This is a genomic window from Kluyvera sp. NPDC087067 (assembly GCF_044745165.1).
In the GTDB taxonomy this organism is placed as follows: domain Bacteria; phylum Pseudomonadota; class Gammaproteobacteria; order Enterobacterales; family Enterobacteriaceae; genus Kluyvera.
The window spans coordinates 313,827-330,557 of sequence record NZ_JBIUZS010000001.1; the positions used below are offsets into that span (position 1 = coordinate 313,827).

Below are 16,731 nucleotides of genomic sequence, written 5' to 3' on the forward strand. Positions count from 1 at the left end.
GTCATCCAGGCGGTGGCGTAACGACGATTTCGGGAGACAGAGTATGCAAATTTATAGCGTGGGCCAGAACGACGAGATTCAATGGCAAAAAGGCGAGCGCATTATCGTTTTGTTCGAGAGCGGCAAAACCCTCGAACTGACGGCGAGCCCTAATCCGCTGCCGCCCGGTATTCCTGATGGGCTGCATGTCTGGGGCGGCAGAGCGCCTTCGCCAGCATTGGCAGAACCTCAATCCGCACAGCTCACAATTATTCCGGTAGCGGCCAACGGCGTGATTATTACGCCACGCGATAAACAAAATGCCGACTCAGGTGGGATACGCTTTTTTATCGCTGAAGATGAGGACCACCCCCAGCCCGTCAAAGATAAAAAGCTCGTCATTGCGTTAAATAATGGCAAAACGCTTGAGGTGATGGAGGACTACAGCAAAAACGGCCTGCTGGTCTGGGGAGGGCGTGAGCCAATATCCGGGCTACCTCTGGAGGAATTACAAAAGAGAACCGAGAGCATTGGATGTTTCCCTCTCGCGGGTAATCTCGTTCACCTGTATCCCTATAAATTAACATAATAGATAGCGTAATCCGTTATGTTTATAAGAGATCCTGTGTTGATTTTTGGGGCAAAAGATTTAGTATATTCAATGGTTTTTTAATGAGTTTATTTAAATGAAAAAAATAAAATCTACGGGCCTTTTTATTATTGGTGGTTTGTTACTCGGGGCAAATGTTTCTGCTCATGCTGGTCTTTTTAGTAGCCCGATAGACTTATCTAAGCCGTTTATTTGCAAGGACGTTTCTCCAACCCCAATGCGAATTACGGATAAAGGTTTAATGATGGGGGGCGTGCTTTATCCGCTCTACAACCCAAATGCCGCGTCTATTCCAACGCTGACAAATACTATCTTCCGTAGCCGCGATAATCTGGAAGAGATAGACATCGTTCAATACGCCGACGATGGCAAAATAAGCGTAAGCTACATGAAATTTCGCTTCGATCCCGATCAGTTTTTCGATGATGCCGCCATTGAAAATAATAAAATATTTGAAAAAGGCAGTTTTAAGGCGATGAATCCGGGGCCAAAATATTTTTCCAAAAACCAAGGCTGTGAGCAGTAGACGGCAAACCTGACGCCTGCAATGACTTACACGCGGTGGAACGCTCCACCGCGCCACACAAATTCTTACTCTGAAGCCGCCTGCGCTAAATCTTTCTGCACCTGCTGGCGCTGCTCCGCGGTCAGAACCTGGCTCAGGTCAAAGTAGTACTTCACTTTGTAATAACGCACCTGCTGGTCAACCTTGCTGAAGGCGGCAAGTTGTTTCTGCACGCCAGCTTCATCCCATTTTCCAGACTGGATCATGTCGATAATCATCCCGTCTTTCACCTCTTTCATTGAGATGCTTTCAACGTTTTTCTCCAGCTGCTGATGCAGGGTTTTGATTTTTGATACCTGGGCATCGCTGAGTTTCAGGTGCTGAACAATGGGATCTTGCGCAGGGGCTGGGGTGGTGGTTGTGGCAGCCTCGGCGGCAAACGTGGTGCCAGCCAATGTGGCGATAAGTAATGCGGTGCGGGTAAATTTAATCATTATAGTCATCCATAAAGCAGTCAAATTACAGGGAAAACCCTAGGTTTATTGTCAGAATCATAATAGGTTGCCTGTGGTGAAGAACGCTTGCGGATTGTTGTGTCAGGGGGTAACGATAAGAAACAATCACCTTATGAAATCATAGTTATTTACTGCTTTCGCCTCCCTATTTGAACATCCTGTTACTCTCAGTGGAAATGCAAAATTTGCCATAGCAATACTGATTTTGGCATATCAACGACCAGGCTCGATTCTATTTTACCTTTAAATAACAACCGCTTTGCCTATAACCTTTTTTAGCATAAGGAATAACGAATTGTTATTTGTACCGCTGATAAGGGTGTGGGAGCGTAAAAGGACACAACAAAAACAGGGTATCGAGAAAACTTATGGCAAAGACACACCGCACGTTCACAAAAATAGCGCTGATCCTGGGCCTGACGGCAACAGGGCTGATCACATTCTCAGCGCAGGCTGACCAACTGGCCGATATCAAAGCCAAAGGCGTGGTAAAGGTCGCCACCTTTGACGCTAACCCTCCGTTTGGTTCCGTGGATGCTAAAACCCATGAATTAGTGGGTTACGACGTTGATTTTGCCAAAGCGCTGGCGAAATCCTTAGGCGTGAAGCTGGAGCTGGTGGCGACTAACCCGGCAAACCGCATCCCGTTATTGCAGTCCGGTAAGGCGGATTTGATTGTCGCGGACATCACCATCACCCCGGAACGTGCGCAGGTCATTGATTTTTCAACGCCGTATTTTGTCACCGGACAACAGTTCCTGGTGCCGGTAGACAGCGGCGATAAGCTTGATGATTACAGCAAAGCCCGCATTGGCGCAGTAAAAGGCACCACCGGCGAACAGACGCTGCATCAGCGTTTCCCGCAGTCTCGCGTGCTCTCCTATGACGATATTCCGCTGGCGTTAACCGCGCTGCGTAATGGCAATGTGCAGGCGATCACTCAGGACAGCACAATTCTGGCGGGCCTGCTGGGCGAAGCGCCGGACAAAGCGAAATTTAAAATCCTGCCTGAATTGCTGAGTAAAGAAGAGATCGGCGTGGGCGTCAAAAAAGGCGAACCTGCGCTGCTGAAAGCGGTGAATGATGAACTGGTGGCGCTGGAGAAATCCGGTGATGCGGCGAAAATTTATGACGTCTGGTTTGGCCCATCCACCAAAGCCCCACAGCCTCGTTCCTTTACCATAGAAGCAAAATAATATGTTGTCGGCTTTACGCTCACACTCCGCGGCACAGGCCGCGGATTTTTCACATCTGCAGAATGCCAGCGTGGAATTCCGTCAGAGTGTGAAAGAATATGGCAGTCATCGTGTGCTAAACGGCATCGATTTGACGATAAATCCCGGCGAAGTGGTGGCGATCTTGGGGCCTTCTGGTTCCGGTAAATCGACGCTTATTCGCTTGATAAACCAACTTGAAACCCTCAGCGGCGGTGAGATTCTGGTGGATGGCAAACCGACAAGGCAGCTCGGCGGCAAAGCGTTACGCCAGCTGCGCAGCCGGATTGGTTTTGTTTTCCAGCAGTTCAACCTCTATGCCCATTTGTCGGCGGCGCAGAATATCATGCTGGCGCTGGAGTCAGTTCATGGCTGGAAGCGGCGCGACGCGCATAAGCGAGCGCTTGAGCTACTGGCTCGCGTGGGGCTTGCGGAGAAAGCGGATGCGATGCCTTCCCAACTCTCCGGTGGACAGCAACAGCGCGTGGCGATTGCGCGGGCGCTGGCTTCTTCGCCGCAAATCATTCTTTTTGATGAACCGACCTCAGCGCTGGATCCCGAGATGATAGGCGAAGTTTTGCAGGTCATGCAGTCGCTGGCGCACAGTGGGATCACCATGATTGTGGTCACCCACGAGATGCAGTTCGCGCGTGAAATCGCAGACCGGGTGGTGTTTATCGACGGTGGGGATGTGCTGGAAGTGGCGGCGCCGGAGGAATTTTTTGTTCGTCCTCGTCATCCACGCGCCGTGCGTTTCTTGCAAAAAGTCCTCGACCCTTTGCATCAGGAGCGGGCAACGCCATGATTCATTTTGATTGGCAGGGGGTTCTCAGCGGACAGCCCCTGCAATGGGTCATCTCGGGATTTCTCACGACGCTTTGGGTTACGCTGGCAGGGATGGTGCTGGCCACGGTGCTGGCGGCGCTATTTTTGCTGCTACGCCTTGCCGGTGGACGAGCGGGAAAGGCGGTAACCGCCTGTTGGGTATCCATTTTCCGCAATACGCCGTTACTGGTACAGCTACTGTTCTGGTACTTCGCCGCGTGGAATTTTCTGCCGTCAGGGCTGCGCAATTTCATCAACGATCCCCACGACTGGTCGATTCTGCCGGGAAACGTCTGGTGGCTCACGCCGGAATTTATCTGCTCTGCCTGGGGATTGGGCGTATTTACCTCGGCATTTTTGATTGAAGAGGTCGCATCCGGGCTCAGAAGTGTTCCCGACGGACAGCGTGAAGCCGCATTAGCGCAGGGATTTTCCACCGCCGGTCTGCTGCGTCATGTTTTATTGCCCCAGGGGCTGGCGAACGCCTGGCAGCCGGTGGTTGGGCAGTATCTTAATTTGATGAAGCTCTCCTCGCTGGCAAGCGGCATTGGCTTTGCCGAATTGACCTATCAGGTAAGGCAAATTGAAAGCTATAACGCGCATGCGCTGGAGGCGTTTGCCGTGGGCACGGTGCTGTATCTGTTCACCGGCGTAGTGCTGGGGTTACTGTTGACCCGGCTGGGGCCAAAACCGGTAGGGCAATCTGCGCGCAAACGTCAGGTCACAAACGTACAGGATGGGGTTGGCTATGAACGCTAATCTGGCGGTAATTTACGATAACCTGGATTATTTGCTGTGGGGACGGCTGGCGGCCGGTGAACCGGGCGGGGTAGCGCTCACGCTGATGATGGCGGTGGGCGCGGGAGTTCTGGCCTTACCTGGCGGGATTCTGCTTGCCTGTGTGGCCTGGCGCTTTCCCGGTACGGTGCGGCGGCTACTGTATTTGTGGGCCGAAATCATCCGCGGGATCCCGCTGATTTTTGTCATCTTCTGGCTCTGGTATTTGCTGCCGATGCTGACCGGTAGCGATCTGCCGGGCGCGGTGACGGTTACGCTGGCGCTGGCCTGGTTTACCGCTGCAATGGTGATGCACTCGGTGCTGGCTGGCCTTCAGGCGCTGCCCGTCGGGCAGTATGAGGCGGCGCTGACGCAAGGCCTGAGTGCCGGGCAAAGTTTACGCTTGATTTTGCTGCCGCAGACTCTGCGCAACGTGCTGCCGTCGCTGGTGGGCATTTTCATCGGTCTACTCAAAGATACATCGCTGGCGTTTATCGTTAACGTGCCGGAACTGACCACGGTGGCAGGGCAGGTGAATAACCGCGTGCAGATTTACCCGACGGCGATTTTCGTGTTTATTGGCGTGGTTTATTACGTACTGTGCTTTGGGCTGGAAAGCGTGGCGAAGCGCTGGCAAAGGCGGGTGGTGGTGTCGTGAATTTCCCGGCGTCGCTTTGCTCGGCCGGGCTACAACATATCATGTAGGCCTGATAAGCGTAGCGCCATCAGGCACAACGGTGCAGATTGCCGGATGGCGGCTACGCCTTATCCGGCCTACACCCATCGGTAGCCCGTCCGAGCGCAGCGACGCCGGGGGAACCCAACGTTAATCAGACGTTTTTGCGTTCAATGGTTTGCTCACCCCAAAACAGCGAGTCTTTATCTGTTTTACTAAAGGCCAGCTCAAGAACGGCATCGTTACCTTCTTCCCAGATTTGTTCCGCGACTTTCTCATCGTACTTCGCCAGTTCAAAAATCGCTTCGGCTATCTCAGGCGAGGTATTACGTAAGCTCGCCCATTCACCAACGTGATGTGCTTTGTCTGCTTGTGTGGGCATATCTGACTCCCTCAATAATTAGCCTTTTAATTTAACCGCCAGTCCTGCCACGTACTCACCCTGATAGCGAGCAATAGACAGCTCCTCAGGGCTCGGTTGACGTGAACCGTCCGGGCCGGCAATCGTGGTCGCACCGTAGGGGGTTCCGCCGCGAACTTCTGAAATATCAAACAATTCCTGAGCGGCGTAGCCAATCGGTACAATCACCATACCGTGATGGGCAAGCGTCGTCCAGGTGGAAGTAATCGTTTGTTCCTGCCCGCCGCCGGTGCCCGTTGAGCTAAAGACGCTGGCCAGTTTGCCGTACAGCGCGCCGGATGCCCAAAGGCCGCCGGTCTGATCTAGGAAGGTGCGCATTTGTCCGGCCATATTGCCGAATCGGGTTGGCGTACCAAAGATGATTGCGTCGTAATCCGCCAGTTCTTGTGGGGTGGCGACAGGGACAGCTTGCGCTTTACCGCCCGCTTTCGCGAACGCTTCAGCCTGCATGGTTTCTGGTACACGCTTGATGACGACATCGACGCCATCCACCTTATTTGCGCCTTCGGCAACGGCCTTCGCCATCGTCTCTATGTGTCCGTACATAGAATAATAGAGCACCAGAATACTTGCGTTTCCACTCATCTTAACTCTCCTGTGTCAAATTGGTTGGTGATACAACAAGTCTTGTTAAGCATAGACCTTATTGAAAAGAGTGCGGTATCGAACCCGTAATTTAACCAGAAGCAGGTGGCACGTCAGGCTGCCACCGGTGTCCGCCCTTGACGCACAATGACACATTTTTGCTATGTATGATTTCCTGAGCGATAAGAGGGCATTATGCCGCTCCCTTGGCCGCCGCCAGAAATAACGGGCGTGAGATATAACAAAATATGAACGAAGCCTTAAGACCGCCGCTCGGACAGCTATGCTTTAAGTGACTCGTGCAACGGTACGGGTCCTTTTCATCGACAACATGCATTATGCGTTCTCACAACTGGAGGTCAGTAATGGCAAACCATCGTGGCGGTTCAGGCAACTTTGCTGAAGACCGTGATAGAGCATCAGAAGCAGGTCGTAAAGGAGGCCAGCATAGCGGCGGGAACTTTAAAAACGATCCCCAACGCGCCTCGGAGGCGGGTAAAAAAGGTGGCAAAAACAGCCATGGTACGCATCGCGAAAGCAAGTAATGCGTAATTTATCTGTCCCTCATCAGACCGCCGGTTGACCCGGCGGTTTCTTTTTTTGTCGCCAACCCGCAAAATAGGTATTGATGCTGTAAATAACAAGGAGAGGGCGGATGGCTCAGGATGCAGTAAAAAAGAGTGGCAAACGTTCGCAGGCGGTCAGCGCCAAAAAACAGGCCATTCTCAGCGCCGCGCTGAATACCTTTTCGCAGTATGGGATCCACGGTACACGCCTCGAGCAGGTTGCCGAACTGGCCGGGGTCTCTAAAACCAATCTGCTCTATTATTTTCCCTCCAAAGAAGCGCTGTATGTTGCCGTGATGCAGCAAATCCTCGATATCTGGCTAGCGCCGCTGAGGGCATTTCGTGAAGATCTGGCGCCTTTGGTGGCCATCAAAGAGTATATCCGGCTGAAACTTGAAGTGTCGCGCGACTATCCGCAGGCTTCAAAATTGTTCTGTCTGGAAATGCTACAAGGAGCGCCGTTGGTGATGAATGAACTGACGGGGGATTTGAAAACGCTGGTGGCGGATAAGTCTGCGATTATTGCGGCCTGGGTTGATAGCGGCAAGCTCGCGCCTATAGACCCGCACCATTTGATTTTTATGATTTGGGCCACCACGCAGCATTACGCCGATTTCGCTACCCAGGTCGAGGCGGTGACTGGTAAAACGCTGCGTGATGAAACCTTCTTTCAGCAAACCGTTGAAAATGTTCAGCAGATCATCATCGACGGGATTCGCGTCCGTTAGTTAGCCGGCGGCAGCGGGCAGCTCAGATCGCCTTCTTCACACTGCATCAGGGAAGCAAGATACGCTTCCCGGTCGACGGTTTTATCGGTCAGACACTGGCTGTGAATCATCGGCTGAATACTGCCGCCTTCAGTGGCGGAGCTGATAACCGCACAGTCAGCGTCGCGCAGGGCAATCCACGCGCTTTGCGCTTTCTTGAGTAAATCACGCTGTGCGGGCGCTGCCCGTTTCATAACGTCCTGCCAGGTCTGATTGAGCTTCTTATCCGCCGCCTGATATTCGTTTGCGGTACAAGCATTGATGTCAGCCTGCGTGCTGGCGTTGCTACAGTCGTCCGCAAGCGTATAGCCGCTTGCCAGCAGCAGGGCAAGCGCCGGTAAAACACGTTTCATTGATTGACTCCCCGGATGTTCAGTTAAACCCAATGCGTTCAGGATATAACACGATTTTACCGCGAATCTTGTCCAACCAGCGTGCGTTTTTCTTAAATTTGAACGATGGCGCAAGGTTCGCGTAGACGCTACGGCGTACAAGGTTGATGATCCCACGCAGGATGCGTGCGGTGGGGCAGAGGGAGATTATCAGCAATGTCGGGTGTGGAAACTCAGGGACGGTTAGGGCTTTATACTCTGGCGTGGCCCATTTTTGTCGAACAGCTGCTACGGCTGATGTTGGGCTATGTCAGCGTCTTTATGTTGGGCCACTATTCGGATGAAGCGGTCGCTGCCACCGGCGTAGCGAATCAAATTCTGGCAATCTCGGTGATCTTTTATGGTTTCCTCACCGTCGGCGTGCAGATTGTCGTGTCGCAGCTTATTGGCGCTAAACGCTTTAAGCGCGTTGAGCGGGTGATCACCAATGGGCTGGTGGTAGCCTTCCTCATTGGCGTCATCATGAGCCTGATATTTGTGGTTTTTGGTGACAGCTTCCTGCGCATGCTGGGGCTTAGTCATGAACTGGTGGCGGTGGGTTCACCGTTTATTCGCATCATCGGCGGCATCTCGGTGGTGATTGCGCTTTACTCTTCAATCCTGCCGATTCTCCGTACCCACGGCTACGTGCGCCAGGCCATGCTGGTGCCGATTACCGTCAGCGTCGTCAATGTGGTGCTCAACTATCTGTTTTTGTATGGCAAACTGAGCTTTCTTGGCCTTGGCGTGACCGGCGTCGGCATTGCGGTGGGGATTGCTAACGTGATTGGGATGTTGATGTCGGCGTGGATGCTGAAAAAATACATCGGCTACGTTTTCCGCTGGCAAAAATTGCAGCAATGCTCACGCAAAATGCTGGGGGCAATTTTACGCTATGGCCTGCCTTCGGCTGGCGAAAACCTCTCTTATGCGGGGTCGCAACTGGTGGTGACGGCCATTATCGCCTTTCTCGGCACCGAGGCGCTGACCACCAAAGTTTACGCGTCAACCATTAGCCAGTTTGTTGCGCTGTTCGCCATGTCGATTGGTCAGGCATCGCAGATTATTATCGGCCGGGCGGTAGGGGCGAGGGAAATTGACGCGGCGTACCGGCAAGGGGTGAAAAGCTGGCGGCTGGGGATGCTGGTGGCGTTATCGATAAGCGTGCTGATTTATCTGTTTGCCGTGCCGATCATGCAGCTTTTTACCGGTAATCAGGAGATTATCGCCCTGACCAAACGGCTGTTTTTATTCTCCATTTTGCTGGAGCTGGGGCGTGCGACCAACATAATCGTTATCAGCAGTTTGAACGCCACCGGCGACGTACGTTTTCCGTTTATTTGCGGAGTTATCGTGATGTGGATTGTTAGCTTGCCCTTCTCGTATCTGCTCGGCGTGTCCGCCGGTCTGGGGCTGGTCGGGGTCTGGCTGGCGTACATTATTGATGAGGGATTACGTGCGGTGTTGATGTTCCGCCGCTGGCGCAGCCGGGTGTGGACGACCAAATCGATGTTTTAGTGCGGTGGGTTCCCGGGGTCGCTTGCGCTCGCCCGGGCTACATTCATGCATATTTGTAGCCCGGCCAAGCGCAGCGCCGCCGGGGCCGGGATTGAACGGTTAACCGATGGTCATCAAACTGGCGTTGCCGCCCGCCGCCGCGGTGTTCACGCTGAGTGAACGCTCATGGTACAAACGCTCAAGCAGCAGATTGGTTTCCCCGCGCGCAAAGCCCTGTACCGATACTATTGCCCCATCACGCGCCGCCACCTGCTCGCACAGCTCGCGCAGCTGGTCGGAATCACCATGGTAGATAACCGCATCGAAGAATTTGGTCATCAACGTTTCTGGCTTCGCAAAGTGCAGGCGTTCGGTGACCGCTTTCGGCAGCGATTTTGCCAGCTCCCGTTGTAACGGCGCGTCGGCCCATAGCACTTCGCTGCCGACCGCCAGAACCGCCGCCAGCTGTATCAGCAGATCGTTTTCGTTATCCGCAAGGCACAGCACGCGCTCGCGCGGCACCAGCGTCCAGGTATTGCGCTCGCCGGTTGGCCCCGGCAGTACCCGTTGGGTACCGGCCTGCGCCAGTTCGCTGTACTGTTGGCTGAGCGCCAGCAGTTCTGGACGATTTGTCAGCCAGGTTTGCAGCTCGCTAAGCGGTTTTTCCAGCAGCGTTTTCAGCTGCGTATCCACCACCTGACCTGCATCCTGACGCGCCAGCGTCACCTTCAGCGCCGTTTCAGGGCGGCTTGCCAGTAAACGGTAAAGATACATCGGGCCGCCTGCTTTTGGCCCGGTACCTGAGAGCCCTTCGCCGCCGAACGGCTGCACGCCAACCACGGCACCGACCATATTGCGGTTCACATACAGGTTGCCGACCTTAGCGCTACCGGTGACCTGAGCGATGGTTTCATCGATACGGGTATGCACCCCAAGGGTCAGACCGTAGCCGGAAGCATTAATCTGACCGATCAGCGCATCAAGCTGGCTGCGGTGGTAGCGCACCACGTGCAGCACCGGGCCGAAGACCTCTTTGGTCAGCTCATCAAAACTTTCCAGCTCGATAAGCGTTGGCGGAATAAAGGTGCCGTTCTGCCACTCCCGACTGTCCTGCGCGTTTTCTCGTGCGGCCTGGAAAACGGTGCGCCCTTTAGCGCGCATTGTCTGGATATGATCCTCAATGCCGGCTTTGGCCTCCGCATCAATTACCGGGCCAATATCGGTGGTCAGACGGCCCGGATTGCCCATTCGGCACTCGGCCATCGCGCCGCGCAGCATGGTGAGGGTGTGATCGGCGATATCATCCTGTAAACAGAGAATACGTAGCGCCGAGCAGCGCTGTCCGGCGCTATCAAAGGCCGAGGCGACTACGTCCACCACCACTTGCTCGGTCAACGCTGAAGAGTCGACAATCATCGCGTTCATGCCGCCGGTTTCAGCGATAAGCGGCGTTGGACGACCTTGTGCATCCAGTCGCGTGGCGATATTGCGCTGCAGCAGCGTGGCGACGCTGGTCGACCCGGTAAACATCACGCCACGCACGCGGGCGTCGCCGGTAAGCTGTGCGCCCACGGTTTCACCGCGACCCGGCAGAAGCTGCACCACGCCTGGCGGAACGCCGGCTTCCAGCAGCAGGGCGACACCTTGGGCTGCGATAAGCGGCGTCTGTTCGGCCGGTTTCGCCAGCACGCTGTTGCCAGCGGCGAGTGCTGCGGCAATCTGGCCCATAAAGATCGCCAGCGGGAAGTTCCACGGGCTGATACACACTACCGGGCCTAACGGGCGATGCGTTTCATTATCAAAATCGTCACGTACCTGACCGGCGTAGTAGTGCAGGAAATCGACGGCTTCACGCACTTCTGCGATAGCGTTGCTGAAGGTTTTCCCGGCTTCACGCACAAGGATCCCCATCAGTAACTGCATCTGATCTTCCATTAACACCGCCGCGCGCTCAAGAATGGCGGCGCGTTCCTCAGGCGGCGTGGCAAACCAGATAGGCGCGTTATTCACCGCGCTTTCCAGTGCGTGCTCCACTTCGCTCTCCGTGGCTTCACGCACATAGCCGACGATATCCTTCGGCTCCGCCGGGTTGATGACCGGCGTCATATTGCCATCAGTCACCGCGGATTCGAGCATCGGTTTGGCCGACCATTTCTGCAATGCGCTATTGAGCAGGGAAGATGAGAGTGACGCCAGGCGATGTTCGTTCGCCAAATCCAGACCGGCGGAGTTCACCCGCCCTGAACCGTACAGTTCGCGCGGCAGAGAAATTTTCGGATGCGGGAGACCCGCAGTACCTTCCTGCAACGCCATTTTCTCGACCGCCTGCACCGGGTCGGCAACCAGTTCGTCCAGCGGCAGACTGCTGTCGGCGATACGGTTGACAAACGAGGTGTTGGCCCCGTTTTCCAACAAACGTCGCACCAGATAGGCCAGCAGGGTTTCATGAGTGCCGACCGGCGCATAAATACGACAAGGGCGGTTTAACTTACCGTCAGCCACTTTCCCGACGACCTGCTCATACAGCGGCTCGCCCATGCCGTGGAGGCACTGGAACTCGTACTGGCCCGGATAGTAGTTTTGCCCGGCCAGTTGATAAATTGCCGCCAGCGTGTGGGCGTTGTGGGTCGCGAACTGCGGATAAATCTGGCTCGGCGCCGCCAGCAGTTTTTTGGCGCACGCCAGATAGGAGACGTCGGTGTAAACCTTGCGGGTATAAACCGGGTAGCCTTCAAGGCCGTCCATCTGCGCACGTTTGATTTCGCTATCCCAGTAGGCGCCTTTTACCAGACGGATCATCAGGCGACGGCGGCTGCGGGTAGCAAGGTCAATCAGATAATCAATGACGAACGGACAACGCTTCATGTAAGCCTGAATCACGAAACCAATGCCGTTCCAGCCTGCCAGTTCCGGCTCAAAACAGAGTTTTTCCAGCAGGTCGAGAGAGATCTCCAGACGGTCGGCTTCTTCGGCGTCGATATTAATGCCAATGTCGTACTGACGCGCCAGCAGCGTTAAGGATTTCAGGCGCGGATACAGCTCATCCATCACCCGGTCATACTGGGCGCGGCTGTAGCGCGGGTGCAGGGCGGAGAGCTTGATGGAAATCCCCGGTCCTTCATAGATCCCGCGACCGTTAGACGCTTTACCTATGGCGTGAATCGCCTGCTGATACGAAACCATATAGGCCTGCGCATCGGCGGCGGTCAGCGCGGCTTCGCCGAGCATATCGTAGGAGTAGCGGAAACCTTTATCTTCCAGTTTGCGGGCATTGGCCAGCGCTTCGGCGATGGTTTCACCGGTGACGAACTGCTCGCCCATCAGGCGCATCGCCATGTCGACGCCTTTGCGCACCAGCGGTTCGCCGCTCTTACCAATAATGCGGTTCAGGGAACGCGACAGGCTGGTTTCGTTATGCGTGGATACCAGCTTACCGGTAAACAGCAGGCCCCAGGTGGCGGCGTTGACGAACAGCGACGGGCTGCGGCCAATGTGCGACTGCCAGTTACCGTTGCTGATTTTGTCGCGGATTAACGCATCGCGGGTGGCTTTATCGGGAATACGCAGCAGCGCTTCCGCCAGACACATCAGCGCGACCCCTTCTTGCGAGGAGAGGGAGAACTCCTGCAACAGGCTCTGCACCATACCAGCGCGACCGCTGGCGGTTTTTTGATTACGCAGTTTTTCGGCCAGCGTCCAGGCGAGCTTATGCGACTTTTCCGCCACCGCTTGCGGCAGGCGTGCCTGTTCTAAAAGCATCGGGACGGCATCGGTTTCGCTGCGACGCCAGGCGGCGGTGATGGCGGCGCGAGTGACCGATTGCGGCAGGATCTGTTCAGCAAATTCGAGGAACGGCTGGTGGTTTTCTTCTACCGTCGACGTTGATTCGTCGCTTTCATTGGCAGCACCAGACAGCAGTGCAGGCAGTTCCGGTAAGGTTTCGTTATTTTCCAGCTTTTCCAGATAATTAAAAATTGCCTGCTTAATGAGCCAGTGAGGGGTGCGGTCGATCCGTGTCGCCGCGCTCTTAATCCGCTCACGCGTTGCATCATCCAGCTTAACCCCCATGGTGGTGGTGCCCATGCTGTCTACTCCTGTTGCTCGATTTTCATTATGAAGTGCGTGACAGGAATATCCACTATGTTGCAACTTTGTGCAACCTTGTTAAATGTGATGTGCGTTGCAGGCTTGAAAATGAATTAAATGTTAATGGTGAAACTTATGATAAGCCTGCCTGGCAATCGGTAAGAAAGCGTTATTTCATGAGCCACTTAACAGTTATTCATGGTGCAACCCGAAAAAGCGTGAGAGAGTGCAACCTATAGAAAAATGCTCTGATAGCAGGGATGCATTTAATGTGAATGCAGTGTTAAATCATTTGTGAAAAAATTCAGCTTCCGTCAGGATACGGTCGCCTCAAATCATTGTCCCGTTCCGGCAATGGTATAAACGGCAAATTGGAATGTTGCCGATAAATAATCCTGGAGATCGTATGACTATTAGCACACCGATGCTGGTGACTTTTCTTGTTTATATTTTTGGCATGATCCTCATTGGCTTTTTTGCATGGCGTAATACCAAAAACTTCGATGATTATATTCTCGGGGGCCGTAGCTTAGGGCCGTTTGTTACCGCGCTGTCTGCCGGTGCTTCGGATATGAGCGGCTGGCTGCTGATGGGCCTGCCGGGGGCGATTTTTATCGCCGGTATTTCGGAAAGCTGGATTGCCATTGGCCTGACCTTAGGCGCATGGATTAACTGGAAACTGGTGGCCGGGCGTCTGCGCGTGCACACCGAGGCCAATAATAACGCCTTAACGCTGCCGGACTATTTTACCGGGCGTTTTGAAGATAATAGCCGCGTACTGCGAATTATCTCGGCGCTGGTTATTTTGCTGTTCTTCACTATCTACTGTGCCTCCGGGATTGTTGCCGGTGCGCGTCTGTTTGAAAGCACCTTTGGCATGAGCTACGAAACGGCGCTGTGGGCCGGGGCGGCGGCGACCATTCTGTACACCTTTATTGGTGGATTCCTCGCGGTAAGCTGGACCGATACCGTGCAGGCGAGTCTGATGATTTTCGCCCTGATTCTGACCCCGGTTATCGTGATATTTGCCGTAGGTGGCCTGGGTGATTCGCTGGAAGTGATTAAGCAAAAGAGCATTGAGAACGTGGATATGCTCAAAGGTCTGAACTTCGTGGCGATTGTTTCGCTGATGGGGTGGGGTCTGGGCTACTTCGGTCAGCCGCATATTCTGGCGCGCTTTATGGCGGCCGATTCCCACCACAGCATCGTCCACGCTCGTCGTATCAGTATGACATGGATGATCCTGTGCCTGGCCGGTGCGGTTGCCGTCGGTTTCTTCGGTATTGCCTACTTCCAGAATAACCCTGCGTTAGCGGGCCCGGTGAGTCAGAACGCGGAGCGCGTGTTTATCGAGCTTGCGCAAATTCTGTTTAACCCGTGGATTGCGGGGATCCTGCTGTCGGCCATTCTGGCGGCGGTGATGTCCACGTTAAGCTGTCAGCTGCTGGTCTGCTCCAGCGCGATTACAGAAGATCTGTACAAAGCGTTTCTGCGTAAAAACGCTAGCCAGAAAGAGCTGGTGTGGGTAGGGCGCTTTATGGTGCTGGTGGTGGCGCTGGTGGCGATTGCGCTGGCGGCAAACCCGGAAAACCGCGTGCTGGGTCTGGTGAGCTATGCGTGGGCAGGCTTCGGCGCCGCGTTTGGCCCGGTGGTACTGTTCTCGGTGATGTGGTCACGCATGACCCGCAACGGTGCACTGGCAGGGATGGTTATTGGTGCGCTCACCGTGATTGTCTGGAAACAGTTCGCCTGGCTGGGGCTGTATGAAATTATCCCAGGCTTTATCTTCGGCAGTATCGGGATTGTGGTGTTCAGCCTGCTGGGTAAAGCGCCATCGGCCGCGATGCAAGAGCGTTTTGCGAAAGCAGATGCCTATTATCATTCAGCACCGTTACCTCGTACCGGTAGCCCGGACGAGGTGCGATAGCGCCGACTCCGGGGGAACTCGGTGCCTGTCCCGGCGGCGCTACGCTTGGCCGGGCTACAGGCTGCTGCGATTGTAGCCCGGACGAGGTGCGCTAGCACCGACTCCGGGGGAGCACGGAGCTTATCCCGGCGGCGCTACGCTTGGCCGGGCTACAGGCTGCTGCGGTTGTAGCCCGGACGAGGTGCGTTAGCACCGACTCCGGGGGAGCACGGAGCTTATCCCGGCGGCGCTGCGCTTGGCCGGGCTACAGGGTGCTGCGGTTGTAGGCCGGATAAGGCAAAGCCGCCATCCGGCAATGTGCGCGGTTATGCCTGATGGCGCTGCGCTTATCATGCCTACGTGACTGTCCCCAAGCCCGCAAATTTTGCGGGCTTTTTCATGCGCACAGCCTTAGTCTGCTACCGATAAATTGCGCAACTATATTGCCGCTATTCGTTTACATCTCGTCATTATTTCCCACACATTTCCCTTGTGTTTCCGCTTTTCTTAATGATAATCACTATCACTCACATTTACCGGACTTTGCAAAAGTTGACGGCGTTTCACATTTAAGGATGTCTGCATGTTTGTTCCGTTTCTCATTATGTTGCGGGAAGGTCTGGAAGCGGCGCTGATTGTCAGCCTGATTGCCAGCTATTTAAAGCGTACCCAGCGCGGCCGCTGGATTGGCGTGATGTGGATTGGCGTACTCCTTGCCGCCGCACTGTGCTTAGGCTTAGGGATCTTTATCAACGAAACCACCGGCGAGTTCCCGCAAAAAGAGCAGGAGCTTTTTGAAGGCGTGGTGGCGGTGATTGCGGTGGTGATCCTCACCTGGATGGTGTTCTGGATGCGCAAAGTCTCCCGCAACGTCAAACAGCAGCTTGAGCAGGCAGTCGATAATGCGCTGCAAAAAGGCAATAACCACGGCTGGGCGCTGGTGATGATGGTTTTCTTCGCCGTGGCGCGTGAAGGTCTGGAGTCGGTGTTCTTTCTGTTAGCCGCGTTTCAGCAAGACCTCGGCATCTGGCCACCGCTCGGTGCGATGCTTGGGCTGGCCACGGCAATTGTGCTGGGCTTCATGCTCTACTGGGGCGGTATCCGCCTGAATCTCGGCGTGTTCTTCCGCTGGACGAGTCTGTTTATTCTGCTGGTGGCAGCCGGTCTGGCAGCAGGGGCGATTCGCGCCTTCCATGAAGCCGGATTGTGGAACGCCTTCCAGGATGTCGCCTTTGACTTTAGCGGCACTCTGACGACGCATTCGCTGTTTGGCACGCTGCTGGAAGGTATTTTGGGTTACCAGGAAGCGCCGAGCGTCAGCGAAGTGGCGGTCTATTTCCTGTATCTGATTCCGGCGCTGGTGCTGTTCTTCTGGCCTCCGCGTCCAACAACATCAACTTCACGTATCACACCTTAAGGCTGATAACGGTT

The 16,731-nt window shown here is 54.7% G+C and carries 16 protein-coding genes; 11 read left to right on the forward strand and 5 right to left on the reverse strand.

Going from position 1 to position 16,731, the window contains the following annotated elements:
- Positions 1-43: 43 nt before the first annotated feature.
- Together ACIPDS_RS01350 and ACIPDS_RS01355 are read left to right on the forward strand one after the other, a co-directional pair.
- Positions 44-568, forward strand: coding sequence for a hypothetical protein (locus tag ACIPDS_RS01350; RefSeq protein WP_400732076.1), 525 nt, complete (start codon positions 44-46; stop codon positions 566-568).
- Between the two features lie 97 nt (positions 569-665).
- Positions 666-1,115 (forward strand): hypothetical protein, encoded by a 450-nt coding sequence (locus ACIPDS_RS01355; protein ID WP_400732078.1) that lies wholly within the window; start codon positions 666-668, stop codon positions 1,113-1,115.
- A 65-nt stretch (positions 1,116-1,180) separates the two neighbouring features.
- On the opposite strand, the gene ACIPDS_RS01360 is transcribed toward ACIPDS_RS01355, so the two are convergent.
- On the reverse strand, positions 1,181-1,588 hold the full coding sequence (locus tag ACIPDS_RS01360; RefSeq protein ID WP_400732080.1) for a Spy/CpxP family protein refolding chaperone: 408 nt from the start codon (positions 1,586-1,588) through the stop codon (positions 1,181-1,183).
- Positions 1,589-1,977: 389 nt separating this feature from the next.
- On the opposite strand from ACIPDS_RS01360, the gene ACIPDS_RS01365 reads away from it, so the two are divergent.
- The 4 genes from ACIPDS_RS01365 to ACIPDS_RS01380 are packed head-to-tail and all read left to right on the forward strand — an operon-like array spanning position 1,978 to position 5,083.
- Positions 1,978-2,805: an ABC transporter substrate-binding protein gene (locus tag ACIPDS_RS01365; RefSeq protein WP_400732082.1), complete on the forward strand. Its 828-nt coding sequence runs from the start codon at positions 1,978-1,980 to the stop codon at positions 2,803-2,805.
- A gap of 1 nt (position 2,806) precedes the next feature.
- Positions 2,807-3,628 (forward strand): amino acid ABC transporter ATP-binding protein, encoded by an 822-nt coding sequence (locus tag ACIPDS_RS01370; RefSeq protein ID WP_400732083.1) that lies wholly within the window; start codon positions 2,807-2,809, stop codon positions 3,626-3,628.
- On the forward strand, positions 3,625-4,407 hold the full coding sequence (locus ACIPDS_RS01375; protein ID WP_400732085.1) for an amino acid ABC transporter permease: 783 nt from the start codon (positions 3,625-3,627) through the stop codon (positions 4,405-4,407). The genes ACIPDS_RS01370 and ACIPDS_RS01375 overlap by 4 nt, the downstream gene beginning before the upstream one ends.
- Entirely contained in the window at positions 4,397-5,083 is a 687-nt protein-coding gene (locus ACIPDS_RS01380) for an amino acid ABC transporter permease (protein ID WP_400732086.1), read from the forward strand. Before ACIPDS_RS01375 ends, ACIPDS_RS01380 begins: the two co-directional genes overlap by 11 nt.
- A gap of 172 nt (positions 5,084-5,255) precedes the next feature.
- Here the strand turns inward: ACIPDS_RS01380 and ACIPDS_RS01385 are convergent, their stop codons facing one another.
- Both ACIPDS_RS01385 and wrbA read right to left on the reverse strand, forming a co-directional pair.
- A complete protein-coding gene (locus ACIPDS_RS01385) occupies positions 5,256-5,483 on the reverse strand; it encodes a YccJ family protein (protein WP_166514290.1) in 228 nt (75 codons plus the stop codon).
- An 18-nt stretch (positions 5,484-5,501) separates the two neighbouring features.
- Entirely contained in the window at positions 5,502-6,107 is a 606-nt protein-coding gene (gene wrbA, locus ACIPDS_RS01390; RefSeq protein WP_166514289.1) for an NAD(P)H:quinone oxidoreductase, read from the reverse strand.
- Positions 6,108-6,472: 365 nt separating this feature from the next.
- On the opposite strand from wrbA, the gene ACIPDS_RS01395 reads away from it, so the two are divergent.
- Both ACIPDS_RS01395 and rutR read left to right on the forward strand, forming a co-directional pair.
- Complete coding sequence (locus ACIPDS_RS01395) at positions 6,473-6,652, forward strand: general stress protein (protein WP_166514288.1); 180 nt, start codon at positions 6,473-6,475, stop codon at positions 6,650-6,652.
- Between the two features lie 110 nt (positions 6,653-6,762).
- The gene (rutR, locus tag ACIPDS_RS01400; protein WP_166514287.1) at positions 6,763-7,401 is read left to right on the forward strand and encodes an HTH-type transcriptional regulator RutR; all 639 of its coding nucleotides are present in this window, start codon (positions 6,763-6,765) and stop codon (positions 7,399-7,401) included.
- On the opposite strand, the gene ACIPDS_RS01405 is transcribed toward rutR, so the two are convergent.
- On the reverse strand, positions 7,398-7,793 hold the full coding sequence (locus tag ACIPDS_RS01405) for a lysozyme inhibitor LprI family protein (RefSeq protein WP_166514286.1): 396 nt from the start codon (positions 7,791-7,793) through the stop codon (positions 7,398-7,400). The two genes, rutR and ACIPDS_RS01405, sit on opposite strands and share 4 nt — an antisense overlap.
- A gap of 195 nt (positions 7,794-7,988) precedes the next feature.
- Here ACIPDS_RS01405 and ACIPDS_RS01410 point away from each other — a divergent pair, with 195 nt between their 5' ends.
- A complete protein-coding gene (locus ACIPDS_RS01410; RefSeq protein ID WP_400732088.1) occupies positions 7,989-9,329 on the forward strand; it encodes an MATE family efflux transporter in 1,341 nt (446 codons plus the stop codon).
- Between the two features lie 99 nt (positions 9,330-9,428).
- On the opposite strand, the gene putA is transcribed toward ACIPDS_RS01410, so the two are convergent.
- Entirely contained in the window at positions 9,429-13,391 is a 3,963-nt protein-coding gene (gene putA, locus ACIPDS_RS01415; RefSeq protein WP_400732089.1) for a trifunctional transcriptional regulator/proline dehydrogenase/L-glutamate gamma-semialdehyde dehydrogenase, read from the reverse strand.
- 409 nt (positions 13,392-13,800) lie between these two features.
- Here putA and putP point away from each other — a divergent pair, with 409 nt between their 5' ends.
- On the forward strand, positions 13,801-15,321 hold the full coding sequence (gene putP, locus ACIPDS_RS01420; protein ID WP_400732090.1) for a sodium/proline symporter PutP: 1,521 nt from the start codon (positions 13,801-13,803) through the stop codon (positions 15,319-15,321).
- A 562-nt stretch (positions 15,322-15,883) separates the two neighbouring features.
- A complete protein-coding gene (gene efeU / locus ACIPDS_RS01425; protein ID WP_400732092.1) occupies positions 15,884-16,717 on the forward strand; it encodes an iron uptake transporter permease EfeU in 834 nt (277 codons plus the stop codon).
- Positions 16,718-16,731 lie beyond the last annotated feature (14 nt).